Origin of the sequence: Kitasatospora sp. NPDC059673 (assembly GCF_042734215.1) — a bacterium.
GTDB lineage: Bacteria > Actinomycetota > Actinomycetes > Streptomycetales > Streptomycetaceae > Kitasatospora.
Window position 1 is genome coordinate 383,984 of record NZ_JBHWEN010000001.1, and the last position, 15,252, is coordinate 399,235.

Here is a 15,252-nt window from a genome sequence, read left to right on the forward strand (position 1 = left end):
ATCAGGAGGACTCATGCGACCGTCCCGGACCTTCGGGCAGGTCACCCAGCAGGGCCCGACGCCGGGCGACGCCGCACTGCCGCCGGCCCTGCCCTGCCCCGACGGCTGGTCCGCGCTCGCGTTCGGCGCCGAGCTGCGGCCCGGCACCGTGCTGACCCGTCAACTCGCGGGCGAGGACGTCGTGCTGTACCGGCAACGCGACGGCCGCGTCCGCGCCACCCGCCCCTACTGCCCGCACCTGGGCGCCCACCTCGGCCTGGCGAAAGTCACCGGCAACAACCTGGTCTGCCCGTTCCACCGCTTCGCCTTCGGCCCCGACGGACGCTGCGTGCGCACCGGCTACGGCACCCCGCCGCCCAAGACCGCGCTGACCCACCTTCCGGTGCGCGAGGTGAACGACGCCGTCTTCGTCTGGCGGCACCACGACGGCCGGGAGCCCGACTGGGAGATCCCGGCCTGGCACGTCCTCGGCCACCTGCCGGCCCGGCACGCCACCTGGGAGATGGCCGGCTACGCGCAGGACGTCATGGAGAACTCCGTGGACGTCGGGCACTTCCGCACCCTGCACGGCTGGTCGCGCGGCGAACTCGCCGCCCCCGTCCGCTTCGACGACAAGACCTTCCACGTCTCGATGCGGGTGCAGGAGCAGTTCCCGCTGCTCGGCCGGCGCCAGGTGGACGTCGAGGTCGACGGCTACGGCCTCAGCTGCCTGCACACCGACATCCACACGCCGGCCCTCGGGCTGAAGATGTGTTCGCTGGTGATGGCCACCACGACCGCACCGGGCCGGATGCAGTTCCGGCAGGCCAGCCGGTTCCTGGTGACCGAACCGTCCCGGCTGTCGCCCGCGCTGGCCCGGACGGTCAGCCGGTCGCTGTCCCGGCTGCTGGCCGGCCCGATGTTCCGCTTCAGCTGCGAGTTCACCGCCGCCGACTTCCCGATCTGGTCCACCAAGCAGTACCTTGCCAGGCCCCGGCTCGCCGCCGGCGACGGGCCGATCGGTCCGTTCCGGCGCTGGTCCCGGCAGTTCTACCCGCCGGCCGCCAACGGCCGGCTTCCGCTGCCCACCACCCTCGCCACCTCCGAGGAAGGACACCACGATGGCCAGAGCGCCCGAACCGGGCACGCCCGCCCCTGACTTCACCCTGCCCGGCGTCCAGCTCGACCAGGACACCGCCCACCGCCGCGAGTTCCGGCTCGCCGACGCCGCGGGAAGCCCGCTCGTGCTGGTCTTCTACCCCGGCGACGACACCCTCGTCTGCACCAGGCAGCTCTGCTCCTACAACTCCGAGCTCCACCAGTTCACCGAGCTCGGCGCCACCGTCTGGTGCATCAGCGGCCAGGACCTCGACAGCCACGAACGCTTCGCCCGCAAACGCGGCCTGCACCTGCCCCTGCTGTCCGACACCGGGGAAGCCGTGGCCAGGGCCTACGGCATCACCGCACCGGGCATCGGGCTGCGCCGCTCGGTGTTCGTCCTGGACGGCGCCGGGACCGTCCGCTGGCGGCACGTCGCACTGGCCGGGCTGACCTTCCAGCGGCCGGACACGCTGCTCAGGCAGCTCGCCGCACTGGGCTCCTCACCGGCCGCCCGGGGGTGAGTCCCGGGCCGTGCACCGGTCAGCGGCCGACCTCGCGGGCGCGGAAGTCCTCGACGCTCTCGCGGCGGATCAGCAACCGGGCCCGGCCGTCGCGGACCGCGGCGACGGCCGGGCGGCCCACCAGGTTGTAGCTGGAGGCCATCGACAGGTGGTAGGCGCCGGCGGCGGGGACGGCCAGCAGGTCGCCCGGCCGCAGGTCGGCGGGGAGCGGCGCGTCCCGGGCCAGCACGTCACCGGCCTCACAGTGGCAGCCCACCACGTCGAACGGCCTGCTCGGGGCGGTGCCGCACCGGCCGAACGCCCGGACCGTGTAGGCGCAGCCGTAGAGCGCGGGCCGCGGGTTGTCGCTCATGCCGCCGTCCACGGCGGCGAAGGCCCGCCCGTCGGCGGTGTGTTTCACGGACAGGACCCGGTAGACGGCGACCGCCGCCGGGGCGGCGATCGCCCGCCCCGGCTCCACCGTCAACCTCGGTACGGCCAGGCGGATCGGGCCTGCCCTGACAGAACGTTGACGGCCTGGCGGGGCGCGCGTCAACAGGCCGTACGGATCGCCTCGGGAGGTGAGCGTCTTCCGTACCGCCCTCGGTGACCGCGAGCCGCTGGGTGTCACCGTGCTCACCATCGACCCGCAGCTCGCCGCGCCCGCACCGGCCCCGCTGCCGGCCGGCGGCCCGGCTGTGGTGCTTCCCCGGGAGCTCGGGGAAGTCGCGGCCTGAACCGCCACCGCGTCGGCCCCGGTTCCGGACGGCCCGCTGTCGCCGTTGAACCACCCGTTCGGGAGACGCCCCTTCGTTCGGATCCGGCCACCGCTCCCGCCGGGGAGCAGCGGGGCGCGCGATGTGTACGGTGGGTGGGGGTGGTGGCCGTACGGAGGCCGCTCGGGAACTGAAGGCGGTGCTGGGCGGTGAGCCTCCCGGAGTCCCCGACCCGGCGCATCTTCGTGGCGCTGGCCCCGCCCGACGAGGCCAAGAACGAACTGGCCCGCGCCCTTGCGCCGGCCTACGCCGCCCACCCGCAACTGCGCTGGAACCGGATCGAGGACTGGCACATCACCCTCGCCTTCCTCGGCGAACTCCCCACCACCGCCGTGCCGTTGCTGCTCTCCGCGCTGTCCGGCACCGCCGCCTCGCAGCCCGCCCTCGCGCTGCGCCTGCGCGGCGGCGGCCACTTCGACGACCGGCTGCTGTGGAGCGGCATCGACGGCGACCTGGAGGGCCTGCACCGCCTCGCCGCCGAGATCCGCCGCCTCGTCCGGTCCTGCGGCATCGACTTCCTGGAACGCCCGCTGCGCCCCCACCTCACCCTGGCCCGCGCCCGCCGCGACGACCCCCTCGGTGTCCCGGCCGTCGCCGCCGCCCTGGCCGGCTTCACCGGCCGCACCTGGCACACCGAGCACCTCCACCTGGTCGGCAGCAACATCGGCCGCGGCCCCGGCCCGATCCACTACCGGGACATCACGGCCTGGCCGTTCGCCACCGCCACCACCCGCCCGTAGTCGGATCGCCTCGACCGGCGGGGGCCGGGGCCGGGGCTCCCAACTGCCCAGCGCCGCCGAACCGGACGAGAACCGGGAGCAGGCGCTCGGCGCGCCGCGCGACGGCCTCGCGGTGGGGCTGCTCGGGGTAGCCGGGCCGGACGGCGTTGGGTGGCTGACGCCGTCTCAGTTCCGTCCGGCCGCCATGTCGATCGTGTCCCCCGCCGCGTCGGTCACCACCGGGTCGTGGGTGGCGACCAGCGCCACGCAGCCGCGGGCTTTCGCGGTGCGGGCGATCAGGTCGGTGAGGGTGCCAGCCTGCTCGCGGTCCACGGCGGCGGTGGGCTCGTCGATCAGCAGGAGCCGGGGTTCCAGGAACAACGCCCGGGCGAGGGCCACGCGTTGGCGTTCGCCGCCGGAGAGCTGGTCGGCGCGGTGGCGCAGCCGGTGGCCGAGTCCGACCTCGTCGAGGGCCGATTCCGCTGCGGCGCGCAGCCGCCGCGCGGGGCGGCCGGCGATCGAGGCGGCGGCGAGGAGTTGTTCGACGGTGGTGAGTCCGCCGAGCAGGTTGCCGCTCTGGAACATGTAGCCGATCCGTTCGCGGCGGACCTTCGCCCGCTCCGCGTCCCCGAGCGCCGCCAGGTCGGTGTCGCCGAGCAGTACGTGGCCCTCGTCGGGGCGGAGCATCGCGCCGGCCACGGCGAGCAGCGTGGACTTCCCGGAGCCGGAGGGTCCGACGAGTGCGGTGAGGATGCCCGGGCGGCAGGTGGCGTCGATGCCGCGCAGTACGGGTGTGCGTGCGTCGCCGTGTCCGAGCGAGACGGTGATGCCGCGCAGGGTCAGTGAGGTCATCGTCCGGCTCCCAGCATGGTCATCGGGTCGGCGGTGGCGACCCGGCGGAGGGTGAGGGCGGCGCCGGCGAGGGCGGCCAGGGCGACGGTGCCCATGGTGGCGGCGAGCGCCAACCCGGGGAGGCTGAACGGGACTTCGGTGCCGACCAGCAGCCCGACGGCCGAGGCGAGTGCGGCGCCGGCGACGGTTCCGCCGAGGACGACGGCCGCGGCCTGGACCAGGGTGTGGCCGAGGAGCCGGCGCCGGGAGGCTCCCATCGCGCGCAGCAGGGCGAGTTCGGGCCGGCGTTGGACGGTCCAGACGCCGAAGAACGCGCCGACCACCAGGGGGGCGATCAGGTACAGGAAGAACTGGATGGACGTCATGGTGACCCGTTCGCCGGTGTAGCCGGGCGCGGCGGCGAAGGCGTCGGCCAGCGGGACGGTACGGGTCCCGAGCTCGCGGTCGGCTCCGGTGAGGTCCGAGGTGCCGGCCCGCAGGGCGATCGCGCTGTACTGGTGCGGGAGTTCGGCGGCGGGGGTCTTCGCGCCGGGCGTGGTGAAGCGGATCCGCTGCCAGGTGGCGGTGGTGACGTAGCCGGCCGGGACGTGGCCGTAGGAGGCGCGGCCGGTGATGCCGGTGACCTTGAGGGCGATGCCGAGCCGGTCGATGGTGAGGGTGTCGCCGATCGCGACGCCTTCCTCGGCGAGCTTCCGGGAGATCACCAACTGGTCGTCGCCGCCGAGGCGTTGACCGTCCTCGACACCAGGGTCGAGGAACGATCCGGGTTCGACGCCGAACGCGGCGAGATCGACCTCGGTGTGCCGGTCGGTGGTGCCGCGGGTGATGCCGACGCCGAGCGGGGTGGCCTGGACGCCGGGGCGCTGCTGCCAGCCGGTCAGGGTCTCGGCGGGGACGAGGCTGCGGGCGAACTGGTCGGACTTGGCGTCCGGGGAGAACGCCAGGTGGGTGGCGGGCAGGCGGCGCAGCGCGGAGACGGTGTCGTCGCCGAGTCCGGTGGTGAACCCGGAGACGATTCCGACCAGGGCGGCGACCAGCAGGACGACGCAGCCCATGAGCAGGAAGCGGCCGCGGGCGGCTTTGAGTTCGAGCAGGGCGAGGTACACCGTGCTCCTTCCAAGATGGGGACAGGGTGTCCCCAAGATAGGTCATGGCGACGCCGCGTCCCCAAACCGGGGTGCGGGTCGCCCGGGCTCCTACACTGTCGGGGTGCCGAAGATCAGTGCCGCCACGGTCGCCGACCATCGCGCCCAGCAACGCCGGGCGCTGGTCGCGGCTGCCCGCGACCTGCTGGAATCCGAGGGCGACGCCGCCGCCGTCACCTTCACCGCCGTCGCCCGCCGCACCGGCCTGGCCCGCAACAGCGTCTACAAGTACTTCGCGGACCGCACCGAACTGCTCGCCGCCGTGGTGCGGGAGTCCACCCCGCGCTGGACCGAGCGGATCACCGCCGCGATGGCCGCCGCCGACACCCCCGAACAGCGGGTCGCCGCCTACGTCCGGGCCCAGTGCGAACTGGTCCGCGACGGCGAACACCGGATCGCCCGCGCCCTGGCCGGCGACCGCGACGCCGCCACCCTCCGCGAGGCCGCCGGCCACGCCCACCACCAGCTGCTCGCCCCCCTGGTCGCGGCCCTCACCGAACTCGGCGACACCTCACCGGAGTTCACCGCCCGCCTGCTCCAGGGCCTGGTGAACGCCGCCGTCACCGCCCTCGAAGCCGGCGCCCCCTACCAACCCACCACCGACCGCACCACCACCCTCGCCGTCGCGGCCCTCACCGCCCTGCGGCCTCCCGCGACCTGACGCCCCCGCCCAGATCGGTGGGTACATCAAACAAGGAGTGACAGATGCTGGTGTCGGTCGACTGGCAGGCCGTCGCAGCGCAGACACCGGCGGGCGGCCTGCTCCGGCTGCGGCCGGATGCCGCCGCCCGGATCTGGCCGGACGAGGCCGACGCCCGGTTCGCCGCGGAGAAGCCACTCCCCGAGGAACGCCCCACGCCCCACGACTGGGCCGACGTCGAAGAGATCATCCGCGAGGACATGACCGCCTGGGACCACCTGCCGTTCGAAAGCGGCGCGCGCTTCTGGGAGGCGTACCTGGAGTCCTACCCGATGCTGTGAACCAGCGACGGGTGCAGCACAGCCGACCGACACGCCGCGGGCCGGTGCTGGATGACCTGCCGGCCGGATCCTCGCCCCACTCTCCTGACGAAGCGCCGCCGGGCCGGAAGTTCGGGGCTCACGGCGCGGGCGCGGGCGTCGTACCCCGAGCCCCGTTCGCGGCGTGCGCTCCGCTGCCGCACGGGTGAATACGGGGGCTCCTGCTGGCTGGGACAGTGACGGGGGGCCGATGTGGGCGAAGAATCAGGGCGGTTCGCCTGAGGACTGTCCGAGTTCACGGCATCCCGCCCCGGGCCGGGCGACCTCCCCGTGAGAGGAGTGCGATGACAGTGCCCGCTGTGACGGCAGAGGTTGAGGAGTTCGTCGGCCTGTGCGTACCGCTGACCGGGTTCTCCGCGTTCGACCTGTATGCCACCGGTATGGCCGAGCGCTATTTGGAGACTGCCCAACAGCAGGTCGGGGCAAGGCGGTTCGCCGAGTTCTGGGCTGCCTGGACGGTCGCCGTCTCGGAGGGGGGCGGCCCGCAGGGCCTCTCGCCCGTGCACCTGGAGGTGGCCCGGGCGCTCGCCTATCTGTGGCTCACCGGGGCCTGGCCGCGCCTCGCACCGGCCGCCCATGCGGCGCTGCGGCGGCAGGTGGGCAACGAGGAGTTCGTGGTCGCCCCGGAGTCCTACGTCGAGGGGCTGGTCTGGCGCACCTTTCACGGGCACCCGTCCGGTGCCAAGCCGCCGGGTTTCGGCACCTGGGCGGTCAAGCCGCCCGACCAGCCCGACACTTCGGCGCTGCGCCGGGACCTCGGTCTTGGCGAGCGCCCGTTCCGCACCGGGCTGACCGCCGAAGTCGCCCTGGACGCCGTACCCGTGCACCTGCTGCCCGGGTTGCGCGCTGCTCGCCGCATTCCGCCGTCCGCCGTCCCCACCGCCGAAACCGCCGCCGGGACGGCCGTCGAACGGCCCGGCAGTTCGAAGGAGCGCGCATGACCGGGGCCGTTGGCGCGGACGAGGCGGCCCGTCGCCGGTACGACGTCGTCATTGTCGGCGGCGGCTGGGCCGGCAGCCTGCTCGCCAAGGACCTCGGCGACCGGGGCTGGCAGGTGCTGGTCCTGGAGGCCGGGAACGGCGGTACCGAGACCTGGCCCGGTTATCTGGGATCGCTGTCCACCTTCTACTCCGCCGTCGCCAAGGTGCCCAACTCCGGCTACCGGCGCAGCACCGCCGCGCCCTTCCCCGACGTACTCGACCTCGCGCCGGTGACCGATCCGAAGCCCGGCGAGCGGGAGTACACCGCCAACGGCTACTTCGTGCAGAACGGCCGGCTGCCCTACGGCACCGACTACCTGCGGGAGTTGGGCGGCAGCGCGATGCACTGGCTGGGGGCGGTGCCGCGCATGCACCCCGAGGACTTCGCCACCAGGGAGCTCTTCGGCTACGGCCGCGACTGGCCGATCGGTGCGGCGGATCTGCAGTACTGGTACGCCCGGGCCGAGTACGAGATCGGTGTCGCGGGGGACGCCGCAGGCCAGCGCGAGATCGGTGTCGTCACGGACCCCGACTACGTCTACCCGATGCACCGGATCCCGGCCAGCTACATCGACCAGTACTGCACCGGCCTCGACGGCACCCGGATCCCGGACGAAGTCGCCCACGACTCCTACCCGTTGCGGGTGCACAGCCTGCCGCAGGCCCGCAACTCCACGCCGAACCCGGACTACCGGCCGGGGCCGTACCGTCCGGCGAGCGCGGTGGGCCTGCCCAACTACGGCGAGCGCTGCGTGGGCAACGCGAGCTGTGTGCCGATCTGCCCGGTGCAGGCCAAGTCCCACCCGCTGCGCCAGCAGGCCCGGTTCGCGGAGTCGGTCACGCTCGCCACCCGCTGCGTGGCGACCCGGGTCCGCCTGGCGGGCCCGACCAGGGGCGGCCGGGTGAGCGGCGTCGAGTTCCGCACCTACACCGACCCGGTCTCACCGGTCGGCCGGTCGTACGTGGTCGAGGCGAACGTCGTCGTGCTCGCCGCGCACGCCATCGAGAACGCCCGCCTGCTGCTGTTCTCCGGGCTCGCCAACGGCAGCGACCAGGTGGGCCGCAACCTGATGGACCACCCCACCCTGCTCAACTGGGCGCTCGCCGACGAGAAGCGCGGGCCGGTCGGCCCGTTCCGCGGGCCCGGGCACACCTCCGGCTGGGAGGTCTTCCGCTTCGGGGACGGACGCCGGCGGCGCGCCCCGTTCCGGATCGAGATCGGCAACTGGGGCTGGGGCTGGGCCACCGGCGCGCCGATGAGCAACGTCGCCACCGCCCTCGGCATCGGCGGCGACCGGCAGGGCGAGATCCGCCCGGACGGCGTCTTCGGCCCCGAGCTGCGCCGGCTGCTCGGCTCCACCATCGGCCGGCAACTCCAACTGCAGATCGCCGTCGAGCAGTCGGCGAACCCGGGCAACCGGGTCACCATCGACCGCCGCCACCGCGACGCGATGGGCAACCTGCGCCCGGTCCTCACCTACGACCTCGACCGGCACACCCGGGACGGCATCTACGCGGCCCGCCTGGTCGCCGGCCGGATCTTCCACCACCTCCACGCCACCGACTACACCGACCACGCACCCCGCGACGGCGTTCCACCGCTCGGCCACTTCACCCACACCATCGACGGAACGACGCTGGACCTGGGCTACAGCGGCGCCGGACACGGAGCCGGCACCCACCTCATGGGCAGTTCCCCGAACAACTCCGTGGTCGACGGATTCCAGCGCACCTGGGAGCACCCCAACCTGTACGCCGTCGGCTGCGGCAGCATGCCGTCCATCGGCACCAGCAACCCCACCCTCACCATGCTGGCCCTCGCCCTGCGCAGCGCGGAGCAGATCCACACGGACCTGGTCCTCGACCGCCGGCCGGCCGACATCAGTGGCGCCGACGACGTGGAGGTACCCGCATGAGGACCGCCCTTGCCGTGGAGCAGGCGGGCTTCGCCGTCCCGAAGACCCTGGACGAGCTGCGCACCTACCTCCAGGCGGCCCTGGAGGTCGAGCACCTCACCATCCCGGTGTACATGACCGGCCTGTACACCATCCGCCCCGGCACCAACGCCACCGCCTTCTACGCGATCCGCGCCGTCCTGATGGAGGAGATGCTCCACATGACGCTGGCCGCCAACCTGCTCAACGCGGTCGGCGGCGCCCCGGTGGTCGACTCCCGCGTCGTCGCCGAGTACCCGGCGAGGCTGCCGTTCAGCGGCGAGAGCGTCCCGTCGATCGGGTTGCGGCACTTCTCCCCCGAGGCGCTGAAGACCTTCCTGCGGATCGAACAGCCGAAGAGCATGACGCCCGCGCCCGCCCCCGGTGACGGCTGGACCTCCATCGGGCAGTTCTACGACACCGTCCGGGAGGGGCTGGAACACCTCATCAGGACCCTCGGCCCCGCTCAGGTCTTCACCGGGGGCCCCGAACGCCAGGTCGGCCCGGAGGACTTCTACAACTCCGGCGGCGAGGTCTTCCGGATCGGGGACCGGGCAACCGCCCTGCTGGCGATCGAGACCATCACCGAGCAGGGCGAGGGCGTCCACGACACCATCTGGAACAGCAACGAGGTGTTCGGCGAGGAACGCGAACTCGCCCACTGGTTCCGCTTCAACGAGATCTTCACCGGCCGCAGTTACGGCCCGCACGACCGCCCCAAGGATCCGCCCAGCGGCCCGCTGATCGACGTCACCTGGGACGACGCCTACCCGATCCACGGCGACTCCAAGGTCGCCGACTACCAGCGGTACGAGCGGACCAGCGACGTCCATCGGCAGGCCGTCGCCTTCAACTCCCGCTACGCGGTGCTGCTGCGCTACCTCGACTCGGCCTTCAACGGCCACCCCCGCCACCTGGCGCTGGCCATCCCCACCATGCTCGAACTGCGCGACCGCGCGCCGCAGTTGTACCACAACCCGCACCCCGACCCGGCCCTCGCCGCCCAGGGCCGCTACGCCAGCGCCACCTTCGAGATCACCGCCCCCCAGTTCGCCGCCGCCGACGCGGAAGTCGCCCGCAATCTCCGAACCGCTTCCCTGCGCCCCGGCGCCCCGATCGACCTGACCGCCGTCACCTCCGCCTCCGCCGAGGCCTTCACCTGACCGCTGCCGCCCGGCCGCAACGGTCCCGCCACCCCGTCCGCGACCGTCCCGGCGCCGCGGCTGGCATGATCGACACATGCTTGAACGAGTGATCGCCGCATGTGACGGAGCAGCCAAGGGCAACCCGGGGCCGGCGGGCTGGGCGTACGTGGTCGCCGACAGCGCCGCCGTGCCGCAGCGGTGGGAGTCCGGGGCCCTCGGGCACAGCACCAACAACGTCGGGGAGTTGACCGCGCTCCAGCGGCTGCTGGCGTCCACCGACCCCGGGGTGCCGCTGGAGGTGCGGCTGGACAGCACCTACACCCGTGACGCCGTCACCAAGTGGCTGGCGGGGTGGAAGCGCAACGGGTGGAAGACGGCCGCGGGCAAGCCGGTCGCCAACCAGGAGCTGATCCAGCGCATCGACGCGCTGCTGACCGGGCGGGACGTCACCTTCGTCTATGTCGCGGCCCACCAGGTGAACGGCGATCCGCTGAACGCCATCGCGGACAAGGCCGCCAGCGACGCCGCGCGGACCCAGCAGGACGCGGCCGGCACCGCGTCCGACCTGCCCGAACCCGACCCGCAGCGAAACACCGCGCCCGCGAGCAAGCCCCGCCGCTCCACCGCCGCGAAGAGCGGGGGCCGCACCCTCGCCGCCCGCTTCCCGGGCACCTGCCCGTGCGGCGGCGCCTACCCCAAGGGCGCGACCATCACCAAGGTCGGCGCCGGCTGGGGACACCCGGACTGCGCCGCCGCCCACTGACCCGCGTCGTCAGGCCAGCGCCGCGCCCCATTCCTTGGCCCGGTCCAGCTCGCCGTCGCGCAGCGGTCCGTTGATCTCCTCCACCAGGAAGCCGACGGGCTCGGCCGTGAGGTCGTAGTGGTGGCGGGTGAGGCGCGCGGCGATGCCCTCGGCCGCCGCTCCGGAGTGCTTCCCCTCGACCCGGGTGTCGAACGCGGCGGCGCGAACGCCCGCGCCGTCGGCCGGCAGGGAGCGGAACCAGGAGCGCAGGCCGGGGCTTTCCTCCGGTGCGCCCGTCTTCGCGGCCACGGTGCGGCTGAGGCCGGTGGACATGCCCCGCATGTGGGTGGGGCCGCCGACCACCAGCAGGTCGGCGTCCCCGAGGGCCTCGGTCTCGGCCTCGGCGACCGGTAGGCACCGCACGTCGGCGTCCGGCTTGGTCGTCCGGATGCCGTGGGCGATCGCCGTGGCGACCTGCTTGGTGTTGCCGTACATGCTCTCGTAGACGATCACGGCACGCATCGTTCGTTCACCTCTCTCCGGATCGGGCTCTCCACCGGACCGGACGGCCGCACGCCGTTGCGGCGGCCGTGGTCCGGTGTGGCCTGGTCGCTTTCCACGCTAGGCGCGCCCGGCGGGACGGGCGAGGGCCGACCGGCCCGGCCCGGTGGGGCATCGGGCCCCACCGGGTCAGAGCGTGAAGGTGCGGCTCTCGCCGGGCCCCACCGGGACGGCCGCGCCGCGAAAGCGCACCGTGACGGGTTCCTGCCGGTCCGTGCCGAGGGCGACGGTCGCGGTCTGCCGGTCCACGGTGATCCGCACACCCCAGTGGCCGCGGTAGTGCAGGTCGAGGGCGAGGCCGCTGAGCGCGGCGGGCAGCCGCGGGTCGAGCCACAGGGCGTCCTCGCGCAGTTCCAGGCCGGTGTAGCAGCGTTGCAGCAGGTCGGCGGCGCCGGCCATCGCCCCGAGGTGGATGCCCTCCCGGGTGGTGCCGCCCTGCGCGTCCCGCAGGTCGGCGGTGAGGGCGTCGCGGAAGTGCTTCCAGGAGGCGCGGCGGTCGCAGCGGGTCAGTACCCAGGCGTGCACCACGGAGCTCAGGGTGGAGCCGTGGACGGTGCGGTGCAGGTAGTAGGAGACGGTGCGGCGCATCAGTTCGTGTCCGGCGGGGTGACCGAGCCGGCGCAGCAGGTCGCGGACCTCGTGGGCGGAGAACAGGTACCAGAGCATCAGCACGTCCGCCTGCTTGGAGACCCGGTAGCGGTTCGCGGTGTCGCCCTCGGCCTCCAGGATCCGGTCGAGCCGGCGCAGGTCCGGGTAGCGGTGGCGGTAGGCGTCCCAGTCGAGTTCGGCGAGCCGGTCGTAGCCGTCGAACTGGCTGATCACCCCGTCGTGGAAGGGCACGTGCAGGTGCCGGCCGATGTCCTGCCAGCGCTGGAGTTCCGTGGCGTCCAGGGCGAGGCGCTCGGTCAGCTCGCCGCGGCGGCGGCCCGGCAGGAGGCCGAGGGTGTCCAGGGCCCGGGCGAGCACCCAGGAGGCGAGGACGTTGGTGTACGCGTTGTCGTCCAGCCCGGGCCGGTCCGTCCAGGGGTAGGCGTCGTGGTACTCGTCGGGGCCGAGCACCCCGCGGATCGACCAGTGCGCGCGGGACGGCACGTACTCGGCGGCCGACGCCCAGTAGCGGGCGATCTCCAGCAGGGTCTCGGCGCCGGCTTCCGCGAGGAAGTCGAGGTCGCCGGTGGCCTGGTAGTACTGCCAGATGTTGTAGGCGACGGCGGAGCCGATGTGCCGTTGCAGGTGGCTGTGGTCGGGCAGCCAGCGGCCGGAGAGCGGGTTGAGGTGGACGCGGGCGGACTGCTCCTGCCCGTCGCTCCCGCTCTGCCACGGGTAGCTCGCGCCCTGCCGGCCCTCGGCGCGGGCGGCGCGGCGGGCGGCGTCGAGGCGGCGGTGGCGGTGGCGCAGCACCGCGCGGGCGAGTTCGGGGAAGCGCAGGTCGAGGACCCGCAGGACGAACAGTTCGTCCCAGAAGACGTGGCCCCGGTACGCCTCGCCGTGCAGGCCGCGGGCCGGGACGCCGACGTCCAGGTCGGCGGAGTGCTCCGAGTAGGTCTGCAGCAGGTGGAACAGGTCGAGGTGCAGCGGTCCGAGGCCGGGGAAGTCCGCGTCGATCCGGCAGCGCCGCCACAGTTGTGCCCAGCGCAGGGCGTGTTCGGCCAGCAGGTGGTCGAAGTCCTCGGCTTCGGCGACGAGTTGCCGGGCGGCGTCGAGCGGGTCGCCGGTGGCCGGGTCGTGCGAGGTGTGGACGGCGACGGCCTTGTCGACGGTGACGGCCAGGCCGGCGGCCGTCTCCACGGTCAGGGTCCGGACTGCCAGGCCCTCGCTGGTGCGGGTGGCGGACGCGGCCTCGACGGGCCGGCCGCCGAGGCGGACGCGGTGGCGGGCGGCGAGCGCGATGCGCCGGCCCGCGCCGGTGGACACCTCCAGCCACAGCGTCCCGTCCGGGTCGTGGCCCTGGCGCAGTGGGGTGAGGTGTCTGCTGGTCAGGCCCGTGTAGCGGGGCACGCCGGTGTTGGCGACGGTGCCGTCGAGGGCGGAGCGGACCTCCAGCGGGCCGGACCAGTTCTCGGCGGTGAGGACCGTCTCCAGTGCCACGAGGTGCGGCCGGGCCTGGCTGGCGATCCGGCGCTGGACCAGCCGGGTGCGCCGCCCGGCGCCGTCCACGCACACGGCGCGGCGGGTCAGGACACCGCGGCGCAGGTCGAGTTCGAGTTCCTGCTGTTCGGGCGGGCCGGTGAACCAGTCGCCGCCCGCGCAGCGGAAGGTCACGGGCAGCCAGTTCGGGCAGTTGACCAGGTCCTCGTGGGTGAACACCCGCCCGCCGATCTCGGAGTCGGTGCGGTCGTAGCAGCCGGCCAGGTAGGTGCCGGGGTAGTGCACGCCGTCCGCGACCGCCTCGGGCGCGGCCCCGCGGGTGACCAGGTAGCCGTTCCCGACGGCGCACAGTGCCTCGCGCAGCCCTTCGTCCAGTGGCGCGAAGCCGCTGTAGCGCAGCGTCCAGGCGTCCGGCATCAGGCGGTGCAGGGCCTCGGCCTGCCGCTCCGGGGAGTCGGACCGCACGCGACCCACCTCCGTTCGTGTGCGTCACCCGGCTTCCAGTGTGCCCACGGGGCGTCGGCCGTGCCGGGCGGGCCGAAGCGGGGCCCGTGGCAGGGGCGGGCCGAAGCGGGGCCCGTGGCAGGGGCGGGCCGAAGCGCCGAGGCTGATAGTGGAAGCAACCGCGATCGCGGAGGGCGTGAGAGCGATGAAGGCACTGACCTACCACGGGCCCGGCCGGCGCACCTGGGGCGAAGTCCCCGACCCGGTGGTCCGTGACCCGGAGGACGCGGTCGTCCGGGTGGACGCCGTCACCATCTGCGGCACCGACCTGCACATCCTCAAAGGCGACGTGCCCGAGGTCGCCGAGGGCCGGGTGCTCGGCCACGAGGCGGCCGGGACGGTCGTCGAGACCGGCAGCGCGGTGCGCACCGTCAAGGTCGGCGACCGGGTGCTGGTCTCCTGCATCTCGGCCTGCGGCCGCTGCGCGTACTGCCGGCAGGGCAGGTACGGGCAGTGCACGGGTGGTGGCGGATGGATCCTGGGGCACCTGGTCGACGGCACCCAGGCCGAGTACGTGCGGACGCCGTTCGCCGACAACTCGCTGCACCCGCTGCCGGACGGCGTCGACAACGAGACCGCGCTGATGTTCGCCGACATCCTGCCCACCGCGTACGAGGTGGGGGTGCTGAGCGGCCAGGTGGGGCCGGGCGACACCGTGGCGGTGATCGGCGCCGGACCGATCGGCCTGGCCGCGATCGCCACCGCCCGCCTGTACAGCCCGCGCCGGATCGTCGCCGTCGATCTGGCGCCGAGCCGGCTGGCCGCCGCCGAGCGGGCCGGGGCCGACGAGGTGCTGCGCGGCGACGGCGACCCGGCGGAGGCGGTGCGCGCGCTCAGCCCGGACGGGCTCGGCGTCGAGGTGGCGATCGAGGCGGTCGGCGTCCCCGACACCTTCGAGCTCTGCACCCGGGTGGTGCGGCCCGGCGGGCACGTCGCCAATGTCGGCGTGCACGGCAGGCCCGCCGTGCTGCACCTGGAAGACCTGTGGATCAAGGACATCACCATCACCACGGGCCTGGTCGACACCGACAGCACTCCCCTGCTGCTCGACCTGCTCGCCACGGGCCGGCTCGATGTGACCGGCCTGGTCACCCACCGGTTCGGGCTCGACGAGATGCCGGACGCCTACGACGTGTTCGGCAACGCCGCCGAGACCGGGGCGCTCAAGGTCGCCCTGTTCCGGGCCTGACCGCCAGGAGGTGCAAT

The 15,252-nt window shown here is 73.7% G+C and carries 15 protein-coding genes and 1 pseudogene; 11 read left to right on the forward strand and 5 right to left on the reverse strand.

Translation table 11 applies throughout. The features are described from left to right. Positions 1-13 precede the first annotated feature (13 nt). Positions 14-1,138 carry a Rieske 2Fe-2S domain-containing protein gene (locus tag ACFV18_RS01515; RefSeq protein WP_380478144.1) on the forward strand — a complete coding sequence of 375 codons (1,125 nt, stop codon included), beginning with the start codon at positions 14-16 and terminating at the stop codon, positions 1,136-1,138. After that, on the forward strand, positions 1,101-1,601 hold the full coding sequence (locus ACFV18_RS01520; RefSeq protein WP_380478145.1) for a peroxiredoxin: 501 nt from the start codon (positions 1,101-1,103) through the stop codon (positions 1,599-1,601). The genes ACFV18_RS01515 and ACFV18_RS01520 overlap by 38 nt, the downstream gene beginning before the upstream one ends. 19 nt (positions 1,602-1,620) lie before the next feature. On the opposite strand, the pseudogene ACFV18_RS01525 reads toward ACFV18_RS01520, so the two are convergent. After that, positions 1,621-2,082 (reverse strand): annotated as a pseudogene (locus ACFV18_RS01525) (diaminopimelate decarboxylase family protein); the annotation flags it as partial. 79 nt (positions 2,083-2,161) lie between these two features. On the opposite strand from ACFV18_RS01525, the gene ACFV18_RS01530 reads away from it, so the two are divergent. Further along, positions 2,162-2,317: a hypothetical protein gene (locus ACFV18_RS01530; RefSeq protein ID WP_380478146.1), complete on the forward strand. Its 156-nt coding sequence runs from the start codon at positions 2,162-2,164 to the stop codon at positions 2,315-2,317. Positions 2,318-2,505: 188 nt separating this feature from the next. Then, entirely contained in the window at positions 2,506-3,096 is a 591-nt protein-coding gene (thpR, locus tag ACFV18_RS01535) for an RNA 2',3'-cyclic phosphodiesterase (protein WP_380478147.1), read from the forward strand. A 165-nt stretch (positions 3,097-3,261) separates the two neighbouring features. Here thpR and ACFV18_RS01540 read toward each other — a convergent pair whose 3' ends face one another. Further along, positions 3,262-3,927 (reverse strand): ABC transporter ATP-binding protein, encoded by a 666-nt coding sequence (locus ACFV18_RS01540; RefSeq protein ID WP_380478148.1) that lies wholly within the window; start codon positions 3,925-3,927, stop codon positions 3,262-3,264. Then, positions 3,924-5,033, reverse strand: a complete 1,110-nt coding sequence (locus tag ACFV18_RS01545) for an ABC transporter permease (protein WP_380478149.1) — start codon at positions 5,031-5,033, stop codon at positions 3,924-3,926. Before ACFV18_RS01545 ends, ACFV18_RS01540 begins: the two co-directional genes overlap by 4 nt. A 103-nt stretch (positions 5,034-5,136) precedes the next feature. Here ACFV18_RS01545 and ACFV18_RS01550 point away from each other — a divergent pair, with 103 nt between their 5' ends. The 6 genes from ACFV18_RS01550 to ACFV18_RS01575 all read left to right on the forward strand — a co-directional run bounded on the left by ACFV18_RS01550 (position 5,137) and on the right by ACFV18_RS01575 (position 10,914). Next, complete coding sequence (locus ACFV18_RS01550) at positions 5,137-5,733, forward strand: TetR/AcrR family transcriptional regulator (protein ID WP_380478150.1); 597 nt, start codon at positions 5,137-5,139, stop codon at positions 5,731-5,733. A gap of 44 nt (positions 5,734-5,777) precedes the next feature. Continuing rightward, entirely contained in the window at positions 5,778-6,053 is a 276-nt protein-coding gene (locus ACFV18_RS01555) for a hypothetical protein (RefSeq protein ID WP_380478151.1), read from the forward strand. Positions 6,054-6,391: 338 nt separating this feature from the next. Further along, positions 6,392-7,033, forward strand: coding sequence for a hypothetical protein (locus ACFV18_RS01560; RefSeq protein ID WP_380478152.1), 642 nt, complete (start codon positions 6,392-6,394; stop codon positions 7,031-7,033). Then, a complete protein-coding gene (locus tag ACFV18_RS01565) occupies positions 7,030-8,988 on the forward strand; it encodes a GMC oxidoreductase (RefSeq protein ID WP_380478153.1) in 1,959 nt (652 codons plus the stop codon). Before ACFV18_RS01560 ends, ACFV18_RS01565 begins: the two co-directional genes overlap by 4 nt. Further along, positions 8,985-10,169, forward strand: a complete 1,185-nt coding sequence (locus ACFV18_RS01570) for a ferritin-like protein (RefSeq protein WP_380478154.1) — start codon at positions 8,985-8,987, stop codon at positions 10,167-10,169. Before ACFV18_RS01565 ends, ACFV18_RS01570 begins: the two co-directional genes overlap by 4 nt. 76 nt (positions 10,170-10,245) lie before the next feature. Continuing rightward, a complete protein-coding gene (locus ACFV18_RS01575) occupies positions 10,246-10,914 on the forward strand; it encodes a ribonuclease H (RefSeq protein WP_380478155.1) in 669 nt (222 codons plus the stop codon). A 9-nt stretch (positions 10,915-10,923) separates the two neighbouring features. On the opposite strand, the gene ACFV18_RS01580 is transcribed toward ACFV18_RS01575, so the two are convergent. Together ACFV18_RS01580 and ACFV18_RS01585 are read right to left on the reverse strand one after the other, a co-directional pair. Beyond that, positions 10,924-11,415 (reverse strand): flavodoxin family protein, encoded by a 492-nt coding sequence (locus tag ACFV18_RS01580; RefSeq protein WP_380478156.1) that lies wholly within the window; start codon positions 11,413-11,415, stop codon positions 10,924-10,926. Between the two features lie 168 nt (positions 11,416-11,583). Further along, the gene (locus ACFV18_RS01585; protein WP_380478157.1) at positions 11,584-14,007 is read right to left on the reverse strand and encodes a glycoside hydrolase family 65 protein; all 2,424 of its coding nucleotides are present in this window, start codon (positions 14,005-14,007) and stop codon (positions 11,584-11,586) included. A 184-nt stretch (positions 14,008-14,191) separates the two neighbouring features. On the opposite strand from ACFV18_RS01585, the gene ACFV18_RS01590 reads away from it, so the two are divergent. Next, positions 14,192-15,235, forward strand: coding sequence for a zinc-dependent alcohol dehydrogenase family protein (locus ACFV18_RS01590; protein ID WP_380478158.1), 1,044 nt, complete (start codon positions 14,192-14,194; stop codon positions 15,233-15,235). Positions 15,236-15,252 lie beyond the last annotated feature (17 nt).